This window comes from Halalkalibacter sp. AB-rgal2 (assembly GCF_041821005.1).
Taxonomy (GTDB): Bacteria; Bacillota; Bacilli; order Bacillales; family Bacillaceae_D; genus Halalkalibacter.
In genome coordinates this window covers 210541-233328 of sequence record NZ_JBGUAV010000001.1, presented here as the reverse complement: position 1 = coordinate 233328, position 22788 = coordinate 210541, and the positions used below count along the sequence as shown (strand labels likewise).

The following is a 22788-nucleotide window of genomic DNA, read 5'->3' as shown; positions in this document are numbered from 1 at the left end:
GTGATAATATCTCCTTCCATCCTTACCTTCAAGATGATTCGAGTCTAATAATTGATTATGCATTCTTAATCAAATTATCGGTCAATTATAACCAAAACAAAAATAAATTAATGTAATGGAAAAAATTAGTTTCATCACCACTCACGATTTAAAGAAATATTAACTTCAAACACCAAAAGTAGCACAAGTGATTCTATCAAAAATCACTTGTGCTACTATTTCATTTTAAAAGTTATACTTCTACAAAAAAACCCTGAAACAGCTCAACCGCAGCCCCAATTGCAACAGCCTCCCGCCCCAACTTTCCCTTGCCAATATGTAAATCCGTTAAATGACTAGCGTAAATATGCTCCTTAGCCACAGCGATAACTCTATTCAAATAACGTTCATTCTGCTCTATTAGTTTCCCTTGCAGTAATACGACATCAGGGTGAAGAACATTCACCATATTCGCAATCGCTAATCCATAATAGTAGGCAGCTTCATGAGTAACTGCTTCCACAGTTGGCTCTCCGTTTTGAAGAGCATCAATCAAATTCTCTGGTGATGTTAATACTAATGATGAATCTATTTGCTGTACTAGATCAAACATAGCTCCAAATGAGCTATACGCATTTAAACAACCTTTTTTTCCACACGTACACATCCTGCCTCCAGGTTGAACAATCATATGTCCATAAGAGCTTGCATCTCCTTGCTTACTGTTCAGGGAAGAACCTGCTTGGATTATTCCACAACGGATCCCATACCCACTTATGCAATACAGTAAATTTTTGTTGGAATATTCCTGTATCTTATATTCAGCAATCGCGGCTGTATTCGCTCCATTATTTAAGATAATTGGAACATGAAACTGTTGTTCCATTTTTCCAACTATCGAAACCTCCTCCCAGCCAAACGAGCGGAATGATTCCGGATGAATCATTTTTCCTTTTTCTCGATCGACTGGCCCGATTGCTCCTACTCCAATCCCAACTAGATCACTATCATTTAATTGATGATTTGCCATCATTTGCTTCATGTCATTCATGATACGAGACATCATCTCATCTGGTGTAAATTTCTTCGTAACAAGGAACACTTTCTTATCAATCACAGCAAATTCTAAATTTAATAACAGAACTTGGACACTTCTCGCAATTTCAATTCCAAAGATATAACTAGAAAGAGGATTCGCTTTATACAAAACAGGTGGCCGACCTCCTTTAGACGGTCCTATCCCTCCTGATTGAATCCAGCCCTTCCTTTCTAAATCATGAATCATTCGTGTTAAAGTCGTTTGCGGGACAGCAAATGCATCTAATAAATCACCCTTAGATACTAGTCTTTTTCGGTGAATAAGCTCATACAGTGCTTTTTTATTTGCATTTTTTTTAGAAGGATCCAGCAAAAATTCCCTAAACAAAGTAGCACCCCATTTCCAATTGCTATAGTCAGTATACCATAGTGAACCGATCAGCATTATATGATAAGAAAAAAGCTGATACACAAAGCAAATCCAAGCACTTTCTCTTATCCTTCAAACAAAAAGCTCCGATCTTGATATGTTCAAAATCGAAGCAAAGTCTAAATAATATAGTCATGAACCCGTTCCTTTGAGCTGCTTATATAATTGAATGCAGGATCGAAATAAGAACGCAGCCCCTTTTCACGTAGTAGCTGCTCTAATGTAAGGTGATTGCACTGCTCACTATACTTCTCCTTCCACCCTACCTTATATACCGTATCCCTTATAGAACCCTTCATATTAGAAAAGAGCATCGTAATCTGCCGTTTCCTAAAGTATTCAATAACCTCTTCTAATCGTTGTATCGAGACAGAATCTATGTCATTGACACCACTCATATCTAAAATGAGCCACTCTGCTTCCTCTAGATCACTTAGCCCTTTTAATTTCTCGTCTAAAAAAGCAACGTTAGCAAAGTGCAGACTAGAATCAACGCGAAGAATCCGAACTTTTTTAGCTGTAATCGCTTCTGGATATCGGCTAATATCACGAAACGTCTTTTCTCTTTCTACATAGCCTAATTGTACAATTTCTGGCTTAGCACTTTTTCTTATAATAAGAAGCAATGTAAAGATCGCTCCAACGATAATCCCCCATTGTATGCCAATAAATAATGTTGTCATAAAAGTCGTGACCCAAATCCATCCTTCAAACCGTTTCACTAGGAACAATCGCTTCATTTCCGGAAAATCTATAAGCTTATAAACAGCTACGATAATAATAGCCGCAAGAGCCGCATTGGGAATATAATAAAATGCAGATGTAAAAAACGTCACCGTAATAAGTACAAATATCCCTGTCATAACAGCTGTCAATTGAGTCGCACCACCAGCCTGATGGTTGACTGCCGTTCTTGAGAAACTTCCATTGACAGGAAAAGAAGAAAAGAACGATCCGACAATATTTGATAGACCGAGTGCCGTAAACTCTCGATTTGGATTAATTTCATAATTTTCCTTTTTGGCAATCGCCTTTCCAATTGATAATGATTCCATAGAGCCTAATAATGCAATTGTAAGCGCCATCGGAGTCAACATCATGACCGTTTCAATCGTCAATTCTGGCACAAAAAAGCCAGGAAATCCACTAGGAACATCACCTATAACTTGAAGCTGATGTCCCTCTAAACGAAACGAAGCCACGACTATCGTTGAAAGAAAAACAGCGACTAAAGCATTTGGTAGCTTAGGAGTAAATTTCTTTACTAGTATAAGAAGAAGAATACTCCCTAAACCAACAGCTAGTGTCAGTAAGTGAATCTCATTTATCCGACTAAACACTTCAAAAAGCAGGAAATGAACTTGCAAATAATTGCCCGTATCCATACCTAATAAATGGTTTAATTGACTTATCCCAATCACAATCGCTGCCGCTGACGTATACCCATTAAGTACCGAGTGTGGAATAAACTTCACAATCACTCCCCACTTGAATAAACCGAATAAAAGCTGCAGCCCTCCAACCATGAAAGCCAAAACAATGACATAGGTAATATAAACTGATGAACCCGGTTCGGCATAGACAGATACCCCCGAAAAAACGAGCAATGACGTAATCGCTACAGGACCAATTGACAAATGCTTAGATGAGCCAACAAGTGCATAGACAAATAAAGGAACCGTTGCAGCATACAAGCCCATTACAGGCGGAAGTCCAGCAAGCATTGCGTAAGCCATCCCTTGTGGAATGAGCATCACAAACAATGTTAAAGCAGCTATTAAGTCTCTCTTAAACATTATTGGATCGTATTTCTTTAATGAGTTTTCCATACCGGCACCTCCTAACCATTTCAGCTCATACCTAGTTTACCACACTTTTAACCAAAATGGTTAAAACCTTTCGCACTACTTCTTTGTTGCACGCTATCATTCTAGTTGAACATGTACTTCACCAATACGTCTACTTCCCAATCCAATAAAATAACAACACCCCTCATCGGAGTGTTGCTCTCTTCTTAATACTTCCGCCAAGCCGCATATTCCCTGCCAAATAACTCCTTTCTTGAAAAAGAATGTGCAACCTTAATCAACTTTTCTATTACCATCGTTTGATTAGCTAATATTCTAATGATCACACCTTTAACAGGTAATGCAGACAAACCGAACCGAGCAGGCGAATTCAATTGAACGAGCTCTTCGTATAAACGATCGATCCATTCACTGTTCACCTGTTCATGAACGATCATGAACATGCCAACATGCGAATATCCATCCATTTGAAGAATTCCACTCATCTCTCCATCAGGGTGTAGTAACAAATGATCATAGACGACTAGTTTTCCATTTTGAATGATCTTTAGCTTAGAACGGATCCAATCATATTTAAAATAACTACCGTCTTCAGCCCATCCTGGAGTCATACTATCACTATAAATCAAGCAGGAATTAGGCTCCATTTCAACGACCGTCTCTTGTTGAAAACGCGAATTTTTATATGCGATCAGTGCATCTGGTACATATTCAATCACACTATTTCCCTCTAAAGTTATACGTGTTACTTGCTTCACAGGTGTCTTTGGGGTTTTGTATATTTTCGCAGAAGCCTGTGATGTTACAGCCAAGTGTGCCCCCTGCTCAACATGTAATGTCGTTGCATACGTATCACCATCAACATAACCACCGCCTATATCAATCATATATATAGTCGGTACATCCTCTTCTAAATAGACAGGCCTTGTTATTTTCATAGCTCCTTCATAATAGACATCGGAGAGAATCGACTTCTGCTCTCTTTTCGTTGCCGTTACCTCTAGGGTTCCTGTACGTTTCATGACTCCAAGCCAAGTAGCAGTGTCTGTTCTTTAATCCATTTCACTACTCCATCAAGACCCGTTTCATCCTTTAAATTTGTAAAGAAAAATGGTTTTTTACCACGAGCATTTATCGTATCCTGCTCCATCACCTCAAGACTCGCTCCTACATATGGCGCAAGATCCGTTTTGTTAATTATAAATAAGTCAGACTTAATCATTCCTTGCCCGCCTTTTCGAGGTATCTTTTCACCTTGAGCGACATCAATAATATAGATCGAGAAATCCACAAGCTCCGGACTGAACGTTGCAGCTAAATTATCTCCACCACTTTCAACAAAGATGACATCTAAGTCAGGATGCTTCTCCTTCAACTCATCGATCGCTGCGAAATTCATTGAGGCATCCTCGCGAATCGCTGTATGAGGACATCCACCTGTTTCTACTCCTATGACTCGATCTGCAGGCAAAACACCATTTTTCAATAAAAATTGTGCATCTTCCTTCGTATAAATATCATTCGTTATAACCGCCATACTCAATTCCTCATGCATTGTTCGTGTCAATTTCTCAACGAGCATCGTCTTCCCTGCTCCTACAGGGCCACCAATTCCAATTCGTACAGGTTCCATTGTTCTTCATCTCCTTTTCTCTTTACTAAGACATAAATAAACGTACATGTAAACGTTCATGACACATTTGCGCTACTTCCAAACCTGGACTTATCGCACCTAAATCATCTATTGTTAATGAAAATATGCCTTCAACCACTTTTTTCAAATCCGTTTGAAGCTCAACTAATATACGTTGACCATCTGTTTGTCCAAGAGGAATGCCCCTTACTGCGTTTTGCACTAATGAAGATAAAGTCGTAAATAAATACGTTTCAACTGCTGTTTCAATGTCTAATTGTAATTCATAGGCCACCGTTGCAAATACGAGTGCTGAATGGCCATGAGCTTGCTTTTCTTTTAAGAACATTAAATATTTCAAAAGAGCTTCAGATGGATACAGCTCATAACACAACTTCGCCATCCGCTCACCAATTCGTTTATTACCAAGTCTTGTTTCCTCTGCCAAACATGATACATGCAACAATTGGTCTAGCTCAAAAAATGACGAAAAATCGTCTGTTCGTAAAGCCTCATATCCTAACCTACACGCTAAACCATCAATATACTTTAGCTGCTTTTCTACATAAATCACTAATGCCTGCTTGAAGCTTTCCGTGTCGGCAATAACCCCCTCTTGAATATACGTTTCTAGACCAAACGAATGCGAAAAAGCCCCCGATGGAAAGTTAGAATCACTCAACTGTAAAAGGGGAAACAACTGATTAGTCATGACTATGCCCTATATGACGGAAGGCTTGTTTCACCTTACGATTCTCCCGTTTGTAAGGAATTTCAAGCTGCCGCAAAAGTTCTTCCACTAAATAATCATATTGAACAAGCATCTCGTCTCCTTCAAACTGGGCAGGTAAATGTCGATTTCCTAACTGATGTGCAATATCCCCCATCTGCTGAATAGATGTAGGCTGAATAACTAATAAATCATCCTCGGTAACAGATACAACGATCATATTTTTTTCATCCAAATACAATATATCACCGTCAACAAGCTCTCGATTTTCCTTTAGACGAATCCCAAGTTCCTTACCGTGGTCGGTTACGACCCGTTGAATTCGTTTAACTAAATCATCACTTTCCATGTAAACACGCTCAATATGTGGTGCACGCTTTTCCATTGTTGTAACATTTCCCACAATACTTTCTATAATCATTCGATTCCCTCCTTTAAAATAAGAAATAACGTTGCGCCATCGGAACTTCGTCAACTGGCTCACATGAAATGAGCTCTCCATCAACCTTTACTTCATACGTTTGTGGATCAACTTCAATTTCTGGTGTTTCATCATTCAACATCATCGACTTTTTCGAAATGTTACGCACATTATTAATTGGTTTAATTTGTTTCTGTAAGCCTAGCTTTTCCTTGATACCTGCATCAGCTGCAGCCTTCGAAACAAACGTTATCGCTGTTTTAAATTTTGCTTTCCCGAACGAAGCAAACATTGGACGATAAAGAACAGGCTGCGGTGTAGGAATACTTGCATTCGGATCACCCATAATACTATGAGCGATCAATCCGCCCTTTAGGATGAGGTCAGGCTTCACACCGAAGAAAGCAGGACTCCAAACGACCAAATCAGCTAGCTTACCAACTTCAACCGAACCAACATAATCAGAAATACCATGAACAATTGCTGGATTAATCGTATATTTGGCAATATAACGCTTTACACGATGGTTATCACCTACACCTTCATCACCTTTAAGCTTCCCACGCTGCTTCTTCATCTTGTCTGCCGTTTGCCATGTACGACTGATCACTTCACCGACTCGTCCCATCGCTTGAGAATCAGACGAAATCATGCTGAATACACCAAGGTCATGTAAAATGTCTTCAGCTGCAATCGTTTCCTTGCGAATTCGTGAATCGGCAAAAGCGATGTCCTCTGGCACACTCGGATCTAAATGATGACAGACCATTAGCATATCTAAATGCTCCTCTAGCGTATTGGCCGTAAATGGTCTCGTAGGATTCGTGGATGACGGTAAAATGTTTGAATATCCAGCAGCCTTAATAATATCTGGAGCATGTCCTCCACCAGCACCTTCTGTATGATACGTATGAATGACACGCCCATCAATCGCCGCTAACGTATCCTCGACAAATCCACCTTCATTAAGCGTATCTGTATGTATTGCTACTTGAACATCGTACTCATCGGCAACTGATAAGCATGTGTCAATTGAAGCTGCTGTAGTTCCCCAATCCTCATGAAGCTTTAGCCCAACAGCCCCCGCTTCAATTTGTTCACGAATCGCATCCTTTCCAGAGCTGTTCCCTTTCCCTAAAAAGCCGAGGTTCATCGGAAACTCTTCTGCTGCTTGTAGCATACGATAAATATTCCATGGACCAGGAGTACAAGTCGTTGCATTTGTCCCTGTCGCCGGGCCAGTTCCTCCTCCTATCATCGTCGTTACCCCCGATGACAGCGCGGTCTCAATTTGTTGTGGACAAATAAAGTGTATGTGCGCATCAATGCCACCTGCTGTAACGATCTTTCCTTCTGCAGCAATGACTTCAGTCGCTGCTCCAACAACGATATCGACACCATCCATTAAATAGGGATTTCCAGCTTTCCCAATTGCCGCAATGTAGCCATCCTTCACACCAATGTCCGCTTTGTAAATACCCGTGTAATCGACAATGGTAGCATTGGTTAAAACGAGGTCGACACTTTCCTCACGTGTCGCCAAAGGGTGCTGTCCCATCCCATCGCGTATAACTTTACCTCCACCAAACTTCACTTCATCACCATAAGTAGCGTAATCCTTTTCTATTTCAATGAAGAGCTCTGTATCAGCTAAACGAATGGCATCTCCAACAGTCGGACCAAACATATCAGCATATTGCTTTCTAGGCATTTGAAAGCTCATCTACTTAGCCTCCTTTTTTAACGATCCATTCGTTTTATTATTCAACCCAAATATCTTTAATTCACCTGAGAACGCCACCAGCTCCACTTCCTTCTCATCACCCGGCTCAAAGCGAACAGCTGTCCCTGCAGGGATATTTAAATGAAATCCTTTCGTTTTCTCTCTCTCAAAATGAAGATACGAATTGACCTCGTAGAAATGAAAATGCGATCCAATTTGCACAGGTCGGTCTCCTTTATTTAATACAAGGACCTTGATAATGCTTTTGTTATCATTACAAGAAATAGGCTCTCTGTTTAATTGATATTCTCCTGGTATCATAAGTATCGCCTCCACTTAACGTATTGGATTATGGACGGTGACAAGCTTTGTCCCATCTGGAAATGTCGCTTCTACTTGAATATCGGAAATCATTTCCGGAATCCCTTCCATGACATCCTCTCTCGACAGAATTTTCGTCCCATATTGCATAAGCTCCGCTACGGATTTCCCATCACGTGCCCCTTCAAGAACTTCGTATGTTATAACAGCTGTAGCTTCAGGGTAATTCAGCTTCAAACCACGTGCTTGACGGCGTCTTGCCAGGTCCGCCGCTACTACAATCATTAGCTTCTCCATCTCCCTCGACGTCAACTTCATGACTCTCACCTCTCTTTTTTCCGATTATTCAATTAAATTCATTTGTTATTCATTTTCTAATATACTACACTTCTATTCATGTTTGTCTCATATAGAGAAAGATAACCTAACACCATTCATGCTTATTTTGAAAAAAAGGATGCCTCACCATTCATCGAGACACCACTTATCTTAATTCGTACCTATTGCTCCGCTTTCTTCTTCTCTAAATAAAGCTCTACCCAAGGACGAATCGTAATATACAACCCTGCTATTATTAACCAGCCATATGCTAAATACGTCCATCCTGTAAAGAAGGCTAATGTATAATTATACCCCGTTAGAAACATCACACCTGGAAACACAAAAATCAAAACAAATGTTAACCCTAAAGCCCAGCGTGTACACATCTTAGCATCTTTTAGTAATTGTTTATCTCCTGTCATTAGACGACTTCCTTTCTACTCGCTGCCGTTTGAATCAACTCTTCATTCTCCTCATCAAAGCTCTTAAATTGATCTTTCATTGCTTCAAAATCAAAGCTTTCCTTCTTCATTAATGAGTGGCCCACTACAATCAAACCACTAACTAAGAATACCGTTACATTACCGAACAACATCGAATGTAGTTGTCCAAGCGAGTCAACACTAACTACTCCATATGTGCCATATGCATATGAAAACCACACGGTCACACCCGAAACCATCCCAACTAGCGCACCGTAGAAGCACCCTGTATTTGTCGTCCTCTTCCATAGTAATCCTAATGTTAACGGAATAACGGCCCCACTTACGAATATACCCATAGCCATATAAACAAACCCTAAACCAATTCCAATGTTAAAGAGCAGTACCGAGAATACTCCCATCGCTAAGCCAAAGCTTAATGTGACAATCCTTGAAACCTTTAATGTTTGTTGACTTGTAGCAGTAGGGTTAATTGACTTACGATAAATATCTGTGACAATAATGTTCGTAATCGCCGTTAATTCCGCTGCTCCAGTAGACATAACTGCCATAAATAGCATAACTAAGAATAAGATAGATCCAACTGTTCCTAGTAAATGAGCAGCCATTAATGGTGCAGATGCGTCTGGATCTGTGACGTTAATCCCTAAACCAGCTGCAGTCACCCCTAAAAACGTCGCGATCGAGAATGGAATCGCAAACCAAGCTATCCCCCCATAAATATATGCTTTTGATGCGGCACTATCCTTACTCGCAATCGCACGCTGCCAATAGGATTGATCGACAAATACTGTACCAAAATTACCAATAATGTTTATCATCCCAAACAACAATCCAGGAATAGAAGCCATAGTCAGCATCTGTTGTGATTCCGGTAACGAACGTAACCCTTCATAAACTGTCGTCACACCAAAATTCAAATACACAACCGTTGCAAAGATCGTTAAAATAACAAAAATCATGACTGTGTTTAAATAATCAGCAATAAAAGAAGCCTTTAATCCCCCAATCATCGTATAAATCGTGAAAGTGATCGGAATTAATAAAGCAGCTATGTAAATATTCATCCCCGTTAATGAATTAAGAGCAATCGCTCCACCTAAAATAACCATTGACGTAACAATAATGTTTGTCATTAACGCAAACACCATCATTAATTTGTGGTTTTTCTTATCAAAACGCTTTCCAATAAACTCCAAAAACGTATGAGCCTTAGGTGCCTTTCTCTTTAAATGAATCGCCACAATCGCAAATAGCAGCACTTGAATACACGCTCCAGCTGCATACCAATACGGACCGCTAATTCCATATTGAAACCCTGTTGAAGAGGACATCATCAATGTCGCAGCCCATGTCCAAGCCGCGATAATCGAGGCACTTGCTAGACCCACTCCAACACTACGACCAGCTGTACTGAATTGTTCAGCTGTCATCGCCGTCTTACGCCTTCTCTGCATGACAATTGTGAGAGTAGTAAAGAAAATTCCGAATATTAGCAAAATTAAGTATCCAGTTATGGGTGTTAACATGACCAAACCTCCAAATTTAAATTCATCTATCCATCCTTCAACATGAATGAATGTCAAAAACTCTAACAATGTGGTTTAGTATAACGGAGGTTTGGAACAGCCTTCAATGATGATGTGATATTATCTAACATCATTTTTCAATCTTGTTTGTCAAGGAAACGTATTTCCCCCTTAATGTCATGTCACATACAAGAATAAATACAGTGTACAATGAATAAAACATACGAATCAGATACTAATCTAGCCGTTCTTTGTGCATATTTTATAACATATCAAAAAGAAATTATGACAAAAGTCTTACATGTGTGATTGATCTAAATATAATTTAAGAACAGACTTACCAATACAAGTAAAACCAGATCAACTAAAATGAACCTAAAGAAAGAGTGTTTATAAAAGATCCCTCTTCTAAACACCCTTCAACACTTCACACATTCTTTTGCAACTCACGATACCTTGAAGGTACCTCCCCCATATATTGCTTAAATAACCGACTAAAGTATTTCGTATCCTTATAACCAACCTCTGTCGCGATATCATAGACTTTTTTATCTGTTTGTATTAATAATTGCTTCGCCTTCACCATTTTCTTCTTCGTTACAAAGTCTAAAATCGTTTCCCCTGTTTCATTTTTAAATACTTCACAAAAGTAGTTTGGATTCATATGAATTTGCTCTGCTACTTTTGAGATCGTTATATTCTCATGCAAATGATCGATAATCCATTCCTTCGCCCTATCTATCGGACTCCATTCATTCTCGCTCATTGATTTAGACTTAATGATGGCTCTCGTCCAATTCAGTACAATCGATTTCAATTCTTCGAAATTCGCTGCTTTTTTTATCTTATATAAGACATCCTCAAGAGGACTTGACTTCCATTCATAGTTCGATACTACCTGATTGTAAACCGTTGTAATATAAAATTGTACAACCTTCATCACAACATGAGCGGATTCACATTGTTGTAAATTGACAAAGAATCGCGCTAGCATTTTGTCCATTTGTACCAAGTCAACTTTCTCAATCGTTACAGACAAGTGTTGCACCATCTGATAGAGATCATTCGGTATGACACTCTCATCGTTTGGGTCATGAAGCGATTCCAGTGTACCAGGTGAGAATATTCGATTACCCCCTAATACTAAACGCATTTGAATCCTTGAAAGAAGCTGATCCCTAATAACAGGAATTAAGGATAATTCCTCAAAAGAATCACTTAACGCAACAGACAATGATCCTTGTTTCTGTAACGATTGGTGGAGTTGATTCATATACTCCTTTTGACTTCCAGACTCCACTACCTCCATCAACAATATCCAGTAACTCAAATGATCTCCGCGCCACCACCAAAACTTTGAATGGCCAAGCTGCGACACTCTCAAGTGATCAAGCTCTTTTTCAATAGCTTCAAGTTTCTTTGCTTGCTCTTCTTTATCCTCATGCTTATTCAATTGAGGATCATCCATACTTATATAAGCCAATGTATACGTTCCGTTTGGAAACTGCTTCACCCATTGTAACTGCGATAAATCGGTTTCCTTCATCCATATTAACTCACTAAGCTTCTGTATCTGTCGCGAATATATGACTTGATCATCTAGTTCAATCTGCCCCTTCATCTCCACAACTTTTCCTTTCAGCCTTTCTAACTGCTCTGCAAATGTCTTGCGATTGATCGGCTTCAACATATAATCAACAGCACCTTGACGAATTGCATTCTGCAGAAAATTAAAATCATCAAATCCGCTTATAACAACAGGTAAGAAAACATATTGCTCCTTTTTTAAGGATTCTATCAACTGCAATCCATCCATTTTAGGCATTTTGATATCAGTAATGAGAACATCAAAACTTACATTGGTTGAGCGAATTCCATCGAATGCCTTCTGACCATCAGCATAGCTTCCAACAACCGACCACTCATTTTGATTTTGTTCAATAAGACGTTCTATCCCTCTTCGAATACGTGCTTCGTCTTCAACAACGATGACGTTCATACTATTCATTCTTCAGAACCTCCTTCTCCCAAATACCTGACGATAGGAATACGTATGGTGATATCAGTCCCTTCTCCTACTTCACTATGAATTCGAAGTCCATATGACTCCCCATACATCATCACAATACGCGCATGGACATTTTTCAGACCAAAGCTCGAGTCCTTTTTTAGCATTAATTCAGCCTTTAATTGTTTCTCTAATTCAATTAACTTCTCAGGTGATATTCCTGGTCCATTATCACGTACAGAAAACACGATTTCATCGCCTACTTTTTTAACGGAGACATGGACGATCGCTTCCTCTTTATCCTCGATTGTATATTTGACAGCGTTCTCAACAACTGGTTGCAAGATAAATTTCGGGGTGAAGTATTGTTGACCATCTATGTTCTGTTCAATCGAAAAGGAAAGTCGATCTTCAAATCGATATTTTTGGATCGTGAGGAAATCTCTAATATGATCAACCTCTGTTGCAACTAACACCACTTCCTCCTTGTTACTCAATGAATAACGGAGCATGTTCCCTAAAATGGACACGACTTCAACAACCGTTTCCTTATCGTCCTCTTCGACCATCATACTAATCGTCTCTAGCGTGTTATACATAAAATGCGGATTGATTTGAAATTGCAATGCATACAATTCAGCTTCCTTTTGCCTAAGAGCTGTTTGATAATTGCTTCTAATTAATTCTTTTATTCTCGTAACCATTGAATGAAAGCTCCTCGTTAATACAGCTACTTCATCTTGAGACCTTGGATGCTTTGGTATATTAATGTCAAAATCGCCTCTTTCTACAGCACCCATTAATAGACTTAAGCGATGAATCGGTCTTGACACATTCCATGCTAGTAGAATGGAAATAATAACAAAGACCACAACAAAAGCAATAAAAATGATAATCGTAATATTACGTACAAAGTCTGTCCGATCTGTTAAATGCTTTGCTGGAATACTATGAGCAAGGATCCACTCATGCTCATCTGACGTACTAACACTAATGACTTTGTTATCATCGTTCGTTAACGTCTTAAAACTTCCATGCTGTACAGGCAATTTCTCTACTTCATTAAATCGCTCACCAATTCTATTCCGTTCCGAATGGTACAGAATACGATAGTCTTGATCCATCAACCAAATATCGCCACCATCACGCATTTCTTCTACTACCTGATCAATAAATTGTAAATCCAATGCAATGAACATCGTTCCTAAACTCTTTTGGTTATCAAAATCAATAATTTCCCTTTCTATTAACAAAAAAGGAATATCTCCTTCAAAACGCAAGTCCGTTTCAAAAAACGGTGTCACTTGATGCTGACCGTAGCTTGGTACATGCTCCAATTGTGCTTCACTTACAATGTCCACACGTGAATGATGAAAAAGACGATTATTCGATTGAATAAAAACAGCAATAATATCGTAATGAATCCCACTTAAATAAGCATTAGACAAGTACGTATTCATCTCAAATTTATCTCGCAATAACGTCGATTGATTCGGGTATTCATCATTTCGCAAAATAGACATAACAGATGATGAGCTATATAACAATTCATTCAATTTTTGTAGCTCCATAATTTGTTTATCTATATTCATATTTGCTTGCTTTAATAGTTGTGGGAAAAATTCACCTGCCTGTGCTTCAATTGATTTCGTGTAGTGATGATAGGAAATAAAACCCAAAAAGGCCATTGGAATAACCGTCAATATGATATACGTAATAATTAGTTTTGAGGCAAATCTTGACTTATGAAAATTTGAAAATAGTTTAGAAATCATATTGATCCACATTGTCCTTAGTAAAGTCTATCGGCTCTCCCATAATGACCGTATCACCATCAAAACGTATCCGTCCTACATTCGCAATATTTTGGAGATCGGTCGGTAACTCTTCTTCTAATAATTGATGAGCAAGACTAATCGTTAAATATCCAAGTTTCTTTGGGCTCCACAACGTAGTCATTTGTGCCGAACCCTCAAGCAAATATTGACGCATTTCTACCGGTGACGATAAACCAACAACATGGATATCTCCACTCAATCCTAAATCACTTACTGCCTGAGCGGCAGCTGGCGGACCCACCGATGACGTACCAATAACCCCTCTAAGATTCGGATTCATTTCAATTAATGAAACAGCTTCTTCATACGCTTTCACAGGATCATCATCTGTCGTCACAATATCAATCAAATTCATATTCGGGTAAAACTCCTCATGTTGAACTTGAATCCAATTTAACCACTCCCGAATATTAGCCGAGCCTGTAGAGCCTCCAAGAATGGCAAAATCTCCTGATTCATTTATCGTCCATGCCATTGTATCCATTAAATGACGCCCTAATGTCTCAGGGTTCACCATGTTAATAAAAAATGTTCGTAAATGAGATGAAGTATCCGAATCCCACGTGATTACCTCAATCCCCTTTTTGTGCGCCTCCATTATTACATCCTGTATGCTATCAGGATCAATTACCGAAATCGCTAATAAGTCCACACCTTCTTCTATTAAGTCTTGAATAATTTCAATTTGCATCCTCGAATCCACAATAACAGGCCCTCGATAAATCAGTTCCACTCCTAAGTTTGCAGCTGCTTCTGTCGCACCCATTTCAACACTATTAAAATAATGGATATCTACCTGCTTAGGGACCATCGCAACACGATATGTTTCCCTCTTTTCCTTTTCCATAAAGTCAAGAGGCTCTTGATCTGAACTATAAAGAATGACATACGCTTCATCTTGAGTCATTTGATGATATAAGATAGCGCTTACAATCAAAACAGAAACAATGGCTATTACTTTTAGTTTCGACATGGACTCACCTCAATCTAGTTTGAAAGCTACTATTATCATACAACCTGCCCTACTTGCTGACAAATTCAAATGATGTGATAAAAGGGATATTTTTCCTTATAATAAAAAGAAAGCAACAAGTAAGAAGTACACTGAAAAAGTGCGTTTTTTACTTTTTCAGTGTACTTAAAGTAAGACCCTTGCTCACCTACCTGTTGCTTTGTTCAATTTATTTTTTCTTCTTATTAAAAATCCGGTCTGCCCCAACAGCAATAATTAAAACCGAACCGACAATGACCATTTGATAGAATTCTCCGACATTCAAAATAACTAACCCATTTGATAGCACACCCATAATTAAGACGCCGAGAATAACCCCAATTAACTTACCTTGACCACCGAAAATACTCACACCACCAAGAACAACCGCTGTTACTACGTCTAACTCAAACCCTTGTAGCGCATTGGGTTGACCTGAATTTAAGCGCCCTAGTAATATTAAACCTGCAATAGAACAGAAAAACCCCGACATCATATAAACCATTAATTGAATTTTGTTCGTATTAATCCCCGATAAATGCGCCGCTTCTTCATTCCCACCGAGAGCATAGATATGGCGACCAATATACGTTTTATATAGAAGAATGTACACAAGAACAAAGACGAGCACCATCATAATAACTGGGACTGGTATCCCCATCACAAATCCCGTTCCAAACCAACGGATGCTTTCTGGGAAACCAAAGACAGGATATCCATCCGTAATAACAAACGTAACACCTCGTACGATCGTTAACATCCCTAATGTAGTAATCAACGCAGGGATTCCAACTTTGGTAATAATCAATCCATTAATAAGCCCAACTAACACCCCAATAGATATCCCTATTAAAATAGCAATAAACGGATTAACACCAGCTGCAATAAGCATTCCCATCGATACACTTGTTAGTGCTACATTCGATGCTACTGATAAATCAATTCCTCCAATAAGTAATACCATAGCCATCCCGGCAGCAATAATACCTAGCATTGCTACTTGTCTCGTTATGTTAATAAAGTTCCCCGTTGTAAAAAAGCTCGTCGACATGACTGAAAAGAAAATAATTAGTCCAATCAAAACAAGAAATAAAATAATTTCTTGATTTAATTTAAACAGCTTCTTATTTGATTTTGCTTCATTTGTCGGTGTAGGATTGTTTTCATTTGTGATTGTTTTCATGATTTCACCTCATTATCTAACTCTAAACCTGCCGCTAGTTGTAAGATCCTCTCCTGGGTTGCCTCTTCTTGTGAGAGGATCCCAGCCATTTCGCCTTCACACATGACCGCTATTCGATCAGATAGATTTAGTAATTCTGGCATTTCAGAAGAGATCATAATAATAGCCTTTCCTTCACTTAACAATTGGTTCATTAGATTATAAATCTCTTGCTTGGCACCAATATCAACCCCTCTTGTCGGTTCATCAAAGATAAGAAGGTCAACATTCGTTGCTAATGTTTTCGCAATGACGAGCTTCTGTTGATTCCCACCAGATAACTGCCCTGCTAGTTGTCCATTATAATATTTAATGCGAAGCTTCTCTTTATAGTTAGCTGTCACACGCTTTTCCTTTTTCCCATCAAGAAATAACCCTTTTGCAAACTTCTTAACGGATGGAAGAATGATATTTTTGACACAGTCTTGATCTAATACTAATCCTTCCTGCTTACGATCCTCTGGAATTAAACCAATTCCTAGCTTAATCGCCTGTTCTGGCGACTTTACGTTTTCAATCTTTTTTCCATCTATCGTAAAGGAACCACCTGTAATCGGAAATACACCAAATAACGTTTTTGCTAATTCCGTACGACCAGATCCAAGCAGCCCCGCTACCCCAAACACTTCTCCTCTTCTTAGCTCAAAGGACACATTTGAAATTTTATCCTCTGAGCTAAGATTCTCCACTTTGAGGATGATATCATCTTGTGCGACAGATGTTTTCGTAGACATCTCCAGTTCACGTCCAACCATTAATTGAATTAATTTATCATGATCCAATTCATCAATCGATTTTGTAGCGATATATTCACCATCCCGTAAGACCGTTATACGATCTGAAATTTCAAACATCTCATCAAACTTATGGGAAATATAAATGATCGCAACACCTTCATTTTTTAATTGCTCGATTAATTGAAATAGCTTTTTCACTTCTTCTTCTGTTAAAGCTGCTGTAGGCTCATCCATGATTAACACATTCACTTCTTGTGAAATCGACTTCGCAATCTCGACCAACTGCTGCTCTGCTACTCCTAAATCTTTCACAGTCGTTTTGGGCGAAAAATGAGCACCAATCCTTTTTAACGCAAGCTTTGTCGTCTCTACGTTCTTCTGCTTCTGAACAAATAAACCACGTCGATTCTCTTTTCCAAGCATAATGTTCTCTTCTACGGTTAAATGCGGAACTAAATTAAACTCTTGATAAATAATTCCGATTCCTTTATCCGCTGAAACTTTAGGAGAAAATTCTTCAATGACTGTTCCACCAATTTTCACGGTTCCTTCTGTTGGTGAAATCGCCCCTGCTAATATTTTCATCAATGTTGATTTCCCTGCACCATTCTCCCCGGCAATTGTATGAACCTCACCCTCATGGATACTCATCGTCACGCCACTTAATGCCGTCGTTCCTGGATACCTCTTCACAATATTTTCGACTTCAATCACTCGTTTTGTCATCTGTGTGATCACCTCTCGATTCAATAAAAAGGCTGGGGGAACCCCCTTGATATGGATTCCCCACCTTTGCTCTTACTCTTGATCAAACTGTGCAATGTTTGAATCATTAACACCCTTCACTTCAATTTCAACTTCTGACTCAAAATCTTCCCCATTAATAAGCGCCATCGCAATATCTACTAGAGATTCACCTGTTGCAAACGGTTGTTGATCAACAGTAAATTTATAAATGCCACCTTCACGAATCGCTTCCACCGCTTCAGGCACCGCATCAATTCCACCTACAGCAAACACGTCACTATCCTTACCTGCACCAACAGCTGCATTATACGCCCCTAACGCTCCACCATCATTAATTCCAAACACACCAATCATATCTGGATTCGCTTGTAAAAACCCTTCCGTCACATCGTAACCACTATTCGGATCTCCAGCTTGTTGATCACCGACAACCTCGACATCTGGTGCATGTTCATGAATTCCATCAATAATACCTTGCTTACGTTGAATAACCTGTTCAATTTGGTCGAAGTTCAAGATCCCGACTCCCCCTTGTCCTTCATGTGTTTCTAAAATCCATTCACCTGCTTGGATACCTAAAGCCCAACCCATGGAATATTCATCAGCACCAACCCACGCATCCGCATTCTCTAGCTTTGTCGTATGAGCAATTACTGGAATACCTGCATCCTTCGCATCTTGAATCGCTTCATTAATCACTTCTTGGTCCGTCGCTGTAACGATAATCGCGTCTACACCTTGTGAAATGAAGTTTTGAATCGCATCAACTTGCGAGTTCACATCATCTCTCGGATCATTTACGTTGACTGTATAACCATGCTCACCCGCTAAATCAGCCACCGCTTCTGTTAACTGAACAAAGAACGGATTTCCTAAATCAAGAACGGACATCCCGATTACGCCACCCTCACCAGTTGTTCCTTCATCCGTCACCTCTTCGCCACCAGTGCTATTATCATCCCCAACAGGTCCTGTACTTGCATCATCATTTTCCCCACACGCTGTTAAGATCATCATCAGTGCAAGTGAAACAATCATCCATAACTTCTTCATCTGTCTTCTCCCCTTTTTCATTTTCGTTCATTTGATCTTTACTCAGAGCAAGAACCCTCTTACTACCACATGAACGTATACGCTTTCATTTGTAAATAAATGAGCTCTCTGCTTCAGATCATTTATTTAATGTCATTGTATTGCTTATGTAAGCGCTTGAAAACGAGTCATTCTTCAGTTAGGGTAGACAATATTCAGATGTTAATCAAAACCACAACTGTGATACTCTCTTTTAATTCTCCCTTAGTAGTAACTCCACTATTTACACTGTATAATCACTGGCGTTTAATAAAAAATTTGTTTCCCAGCCTGTTAATAGATTATAATCAAGTCTTAATAAAGAAGCTTTAATGAAATACCTTATAGTTCTATCTACCGCGATTTGAAATCGCTATCATATAACGTCACGTTAGAAGTTATAATTTGAGGATTTTCTTAAACAACGTGAAGTGGAGTTATAAACAAATTTACGTTTCACATGATAAGGGGTGACCTAATGAAAAGCTTCTTTCATAAATTAACGATAAAAAATAAAATTTTTATTACTTTTGCCTTTACATACGTTATTGTCATTACTGTTATTGGTGTGTTGATGTATGTAACAAATGTTAATGAGATGAAAAACCAAACACAGTCCATGTCGAAAGTTTTGACAACTCAGTTTTCTCGAACAATTGATATGTATTTTGAAGATATCGAACGCCTGTCTATGGCCATTTTTACCGACTCTACTATTCAAACAACTTTGTCAAATTATGAAGAAAGTATCCTTTATAATGACATTACTATACGAAATGTTTTATACCCTCGATTATTCACTTTCGTATATCCACATGATTGGGTCGTAGGTGTTGAGTTATATACAAATACCGGTACAGTATTTGATTATAGAAATCACCGTAATTTGTCAATTCGATATGACACTCAACCACACGAATGGATGCTTCAATTAAATGAAATGGATAAGATTGATTTTATGTTATTACCAACAACCACCCCTTCTCCACCAGATGAAGGTGTAGAGCATATTGTCTCACTCGTGAGACATGTGTATGAAATTCCGCAACGTAACAAGATCGGTTCCATTAAAATTGATATTGATTTAACCGTTTTTGAGGAATTGTTAGAAATTGAAAATGTAGAAGAATTAGAAGAACATATGCGTGTTATAGTTGTTGATGACGATATGAATGTGATCTATGATCAAAATAATCAACTAATAGGACAACAATCTCAAGAATTAGCAACAGCCATTAACAATAGTCAACATTTAAATGATGGCATCATCAACTGGCAATCATCGCGCTTCCTTTATACAGATAACTATTCTGATTTTACAAATTGGAATATGCTCGTTTTAATTGAAAACGATTTTATCGTTTTTGAACAAAAGCAAATCTTATTTTTCGTAGTTATAACAGGTGCTATAACAATTACAATCATTGCCTTAATTTCTTATTATTTATCCTATGGAATCACACGTCCTTTTGCCAAACTAATGAATAAAATGAAACGAGTGGAACGAGGAAATCTATCCGCTCATATGAAAGAAACCCAAAACCCTGAAATCGATGTTTTAGTAAGAGTTTATAACAATATGTTAAATAGCATTCACAAACTTATTTCGGAAGTTTACGAATCAAGTATTACAGAAAAGAATGCAAAAATATCCGCCCTTCAATCACAAATTAATCCACATTTTCTTTACAATACATTGAATATTATGAAGTCCATTAGTCGTGTGAAAGGTGTGGAGGAAGTAGCAGAGATTTCAGAGGCATTATCAGATCTATTTAAATATTCAATGAAAGATTTAGACAAAGAAGTGACCTTGCTCGAAGAAATTAACCATATAGAGAATTATATGCGCATCCAGCAGCACCGCTTCCGAAACCGTTATCGTCTCCAAGTCAATATGACGGAACAAGTTAAACAAGCAAGTATACCGAAGTTAATGATTCAGCCATTAGTTGAAAATGCTGTAAACCATGGATTGAAAGATATTCAAGAAAATGGTCTCGTCACGATAACAGCCTTCCAAAAAGAACAAACCATATATATTACTGTTATTGATAATGGAGCTGGTATCTCAGAAGATAAATTACAACTTTTAAATAGACAACTTAATCAAAAGATCATTGAAACAAATGATTCAGGCGTTGGGTTAACAAACGTATCTCAACGATTACGTCTCATGTACGGGGCTCGCTATCAACTACAAATAGTGAGCAAAGAAAATGAAGGTACAAAAGTAACGATTCAATTACCATTTAATAGGAAAGGATCAAAATGATGAATATTTTTATTATAGAAGACGAATACTGGGCTTTAGCAGAGCTACAAACATTATTAAAGGCATATGAATCAAATCACTCCATCTCTTATTTTGAAAATGCACTCTCTGCTGTTGACGCATTAAAAAAAGAAAAACCAGACTTAGTCATAACAGACATTACAATGCCAGGGATGAGTGGCCTTGATTTTGTCAGCCACGTAAAGAAAATCGACGACCAAATTGAATGTGTCCTCTTAACTGTTCATGACACATTTGACTATGCGAAAAGCGGGATCAAGCTAGGTGTTGCAGACTATATATTAAAGCCGATAAGAAAAGAGTTATTATTTGAAACAATCGATAGAGTTTTAGTGAAAATTCAAGAAAAACAAAAAGATGAAGAAAACAAACAAGAATGGTCGATTCGAAATTTACTTTTTAAATCATCTGAACATGTTGATGAAGAAGATCAACATTTAGAACGGCAATCTTTGACCATCATTTATTTATTGTTTAAAAATTGGAAAACACCTCCAAATATTAATCAGCAATTGCTCAAAAGTAAAGTAGAATCTTTTATAAATAGAAATGACTACTATTTATCAATAGATGAACGTAGAAAGTTGATCATTCTAAATCACTTTCAAGAAGATCACTCCCTACGTTCATTATATAAAGAGCTGGCTTCCTTTTCACAGATCCATATTGCTATATACAATAAATCTGAAAAAGAAACATTAAATCACGGTTTCCTGAAAGTGCACCAAATGTTGGAACAACATAAGCATTTTGGTCATTCGAGCTTTGTAAATGAACAAAATCAACAAGAAGATCCATCATTAACTCCTATATGGGATATTGTTCGTTTATTGGAAAAGCAATTAAAAGCTGGTCAGTTTGGCTCAGCTGAACAGCAAATTCAACAATTAATGAGTAAAATAACACTCTTAAAGATTTCACAGCAACAACTGTTTCAATTTTTAATTGATATGTACTATGCATTAGCCCTTAATTTAGAAAAAACGATGAATATTAAAATTCAATTTGATGTTGACCTTCAGCTGGACAGTCTAAATCGCCTTTCTACATATGCCGAGTTGGAAAAGTGGATAACGAATATGCTACGTAACATTGAATCATACATTCATATTGATGATAGTGCGCCAAAGCATCTTATTCCTAAAATTAAAAAATGGATTGAATACGATTATGCCAATAGTATTACATTTCAACAATTTGCAGAAGATCATCATGTCAGTTTAAGCTATTTATCACAAGAATTCAAAAGACAAACAAATTGTACATTTTCAGAATACTTATCTCAAGTACGCATTGGGAAAGCAAAAAAATTATTTGAAAGTGGATTAACACGTACAGCTGAGGTCGGAGAATTAGTTGGTTATCATGACCCTAAACATTTTAGAGAGGTATTTAAAAAAATGACCGGAATGACCCCTAAAATGTATAAGGAGCATATACAAAGTAAGTGATGAGTACAAAACGGATGGGAGGGATTTGTAAAAACCCCCCCCTGTTTTTGT

The 22788-nt window shown here is 38.1% G+C and carries 19 protein-coding genes; 2 read left to right on the top strand and 17 right to left on the bottom strand.

All coding sequences use genetic code 11. The features are described from left to right. Positions 1–232: 232 nt before the first annotated feature. The 17 genes from ACERJO_RS01095 to ACERJO_RS01015 all read right to left on the bottom strand — a co-directional run bounded on the left by ACERJO_RS01095 (position 233) and on the right by ACERJO_RS01015 (position 18972). Positions 233–1405, bottom strand: coding sequence for an ROK family transcriptional regulator (locus ACERJO_RS01095; RefSeq protein WP_373646328.1), 1173 nt, complete (start codon positions 1403–1405; stop codon positions 233–235). Positions 1406–1566: 161 nt separating this feature from the next. After that, positions 1567–3276, bottom strand: coding sequence for a SulP family inorganic anion transporter (locus ACERJO_RS01090; protein WP_373646327.1), 1710 nt, complete (start codon positions 3274–3276; stop codon positions 1567–1569). A gap of 185 nt (positions 3277–3461) precedes the next feature. Further along, complete coding sequence (locus ACERJO_RS01085; RefSeq protein WP_373646326.1) at positions 3462–4277, bottom strand: urease accessory protein UreD; 816 nt, start codon at positions 4275–4277, stop codon at positions 3462–3464. Further along, the gene (gene ureG / locus ACERJO_RS01080; protein WP_247105270.1) at positions 4274–4888 is read right to left on the bottom strand and encodes an urease accessory protein UreG; all 615 of its coding nucleotides are present in this window, start codon (positions 4886–4888) and stop codon (positions 4274–4276) included. Before ureG ends, ACERJO_RS01085 begins: the two co-directional genes overlap by 4 nt. A 25-nt stretch (positions 4889–4913) precedes the next feature. Next, positions 4914–5600, bottom strand: a complete 687-nt coding sequence (locus ACERJO_RS01075; RefSeq protein ID WP_247105269.1) for an urease accessory protein UreF — start codon at positions 5598–5600, stop codon at positions 4914–4916. After that, on the bottom strand, positions 5593–6039 hold the full coding sequence (ureE, locus tag ACERJO_RS01070; protein WP_247105268.1) for an urease accessory protein UreE: 447 nt from the start codon (positions 6037–6039) through the stop codon (positions 5593–5595). The genes ACERJO_RS01075 and ureE overlap by 8 nt, the downstream gene beginning before the upstream one ends. Positions 6040–6052: 13 nt before the next feature. Next, on the bottom strand, positions 6053–7762 hold the full coding sequence (gene ureC / locus ACERJO_RS01065; RefSeq protein ID WP_247105267.1) for an urease subunit alpha: 1710 nt from the start codon (positions 7760–7762) through the stop codon (positions 6053–6055). After that, complete coding sequence (locus ACERJO_RS01060; RefSeq protein ID WP_247105266.1) at positions 7763–8083, bottom strand: urease subunit beta; 321 nt, start codon at positions 8081–8083, stop codon at positions 7763–7765. It lies immediately after the preceding gene. A gap of 15 nt (positions 8084–8098) precedes the next feature. Next, positions 8099–8401 carry an urease subunit gamma gene (locus ACERJO_RS01055; protein ID WP_247105265.1) on the bottom strand — a complete coding sequence of 101 codons (303 nt, stop codon included), beginning with the start codon at positions 8399–8401 and terminating at the stop codon, positions 8099–8101. A gap of 182 nt (positions 8402–8583) precedes the next feature. Continuing rightward, positions 8584–8826: a hypothetical protein gene (locus ACERJO_RS01050; protein ID WP_247105264.1), complete on the bottom strand. Its 243-nt coding sequence runs from the start codon at positions 8824–8826 to the stop codon at positions 8584–8586. After that, on the bottom strand, positions 8826–10376 hold the full coding sequence (locus tag ACERJO_RS01045) for a sodium:solute symporter family protein (protein WP_247105263.1): 1551 nt from the start codon (positions 10374–10376) through the stop codon (positions 8826–8828). Before ACERJO_RS01045 ends, ACERJO_RS01050 begins: the two co-directional genes overlap by 1 nt. Positions 10377–10803: 427 nt before the next feature. Then, positions 10804–12384 carry a response regulator transcription factor gene (locus ACERJO_RS01040; protein WP_373646325.1) on the bottom strand — a complete coding sequence of 527 codons (1581 nt, stop codon included), beginning with the start codon at positions 12382–12384 and terminating at the stop codon, positions 10804–10806. Then, positions 12381–14159, bottom strand: coding sequence for a cache domain-containing sensor histidine kinase (locus ACERJO_RS01035; protein ID WP_373646324.1), 1779 nt, complete (start codon positions 14157–14159; stop codon positions 12381–12383). Before ACERJO_RS01035 ends, ACERJO_RS01040 begins: the two co-directional genes overlap by 4 nt. Continuing rightward, a complete protein-coding gene (locus ACERJO_RS01030; RefSeq protein WP_373646323.1) occupies positions 14149–15195 on the bottom strand; it encodes an autoinducer 2 ABC transporter substrate-binding protein in 1047 nt (348 codons plus the stop codon). The genes ACERJO_RS01035 and ACERJO_RS01030 overlap by 11 nt, the downstream gene beginning before the upstream one ends. Positions 15196–15403: 208 nt before the next feature. Continuing rightward, on the bottom strand, positions 15404–16396 hold the full coding sequence (locus tag ACERJO_RS01025; protein ID WP_373646322.1) for an ABC transporter permease: 993 nt from the start codon (positions 16394–16396) through the stop codon (positions 15404–15406). Next, positions 16393–17898, bottom strand: coding sequence for a sugar ABC transporter ATP-binding protein (locus tag ACERJO_RS01020; protein WP_373646321.1), 1506 nt, complete (start codon positions 17896–17898; stop codon positions 16393–16395). The genes ACERJO_RS01025 and ACERJO_RS01020 overlap by 4 nt, the downstream gene beginning before the upstream one ends. A 72-nt stretch (positions 17899–17970) precedes the next feature. Beyond that, a complete protein-coding gene (locus ACERJO_RS01015; protein ID WP_247105257.1) occupies positions 17971–18972 on the bottom strand; it encodes a sugar ABC transporter substrate-binding protein in 1002 nt (333 codons plus the stop codon). Between the two features lie 496 nt (positions 18973–19468). Here ACERJO_RS01015 and ACERJO_RS01010 point away from each other — a divergent pair, with 496 nt between their 5' ends. Further along, positions 19469–21265: a cache domain-containing sensor histidine kinase gene (locus tag ACERJO_RS01010; RefSeq protein WP_373646320.1), complete on the top strand. Its 1797-nt coding sequence runs from the start codon at positions 19469–19471 to the stop codon at positions 21263–21265. After that, the gene (locus ACERJO_RS01005; protein ID WP_373646319.1) at positions 21262–22737 is read left to right on the top strand and encodes a response regulator transcription factor; all 1476 of its coding nucleotides are present in this window, start codon (positions 21262–21264) and stop codon (positions 22735–22737) included. Before ACERJO_RS01010 ends, ACERJO_RS01005 begins: the two co-directional genes overlap by 4 nt. Positions 22738–22788: the final 51 nt, after the last annotated feature.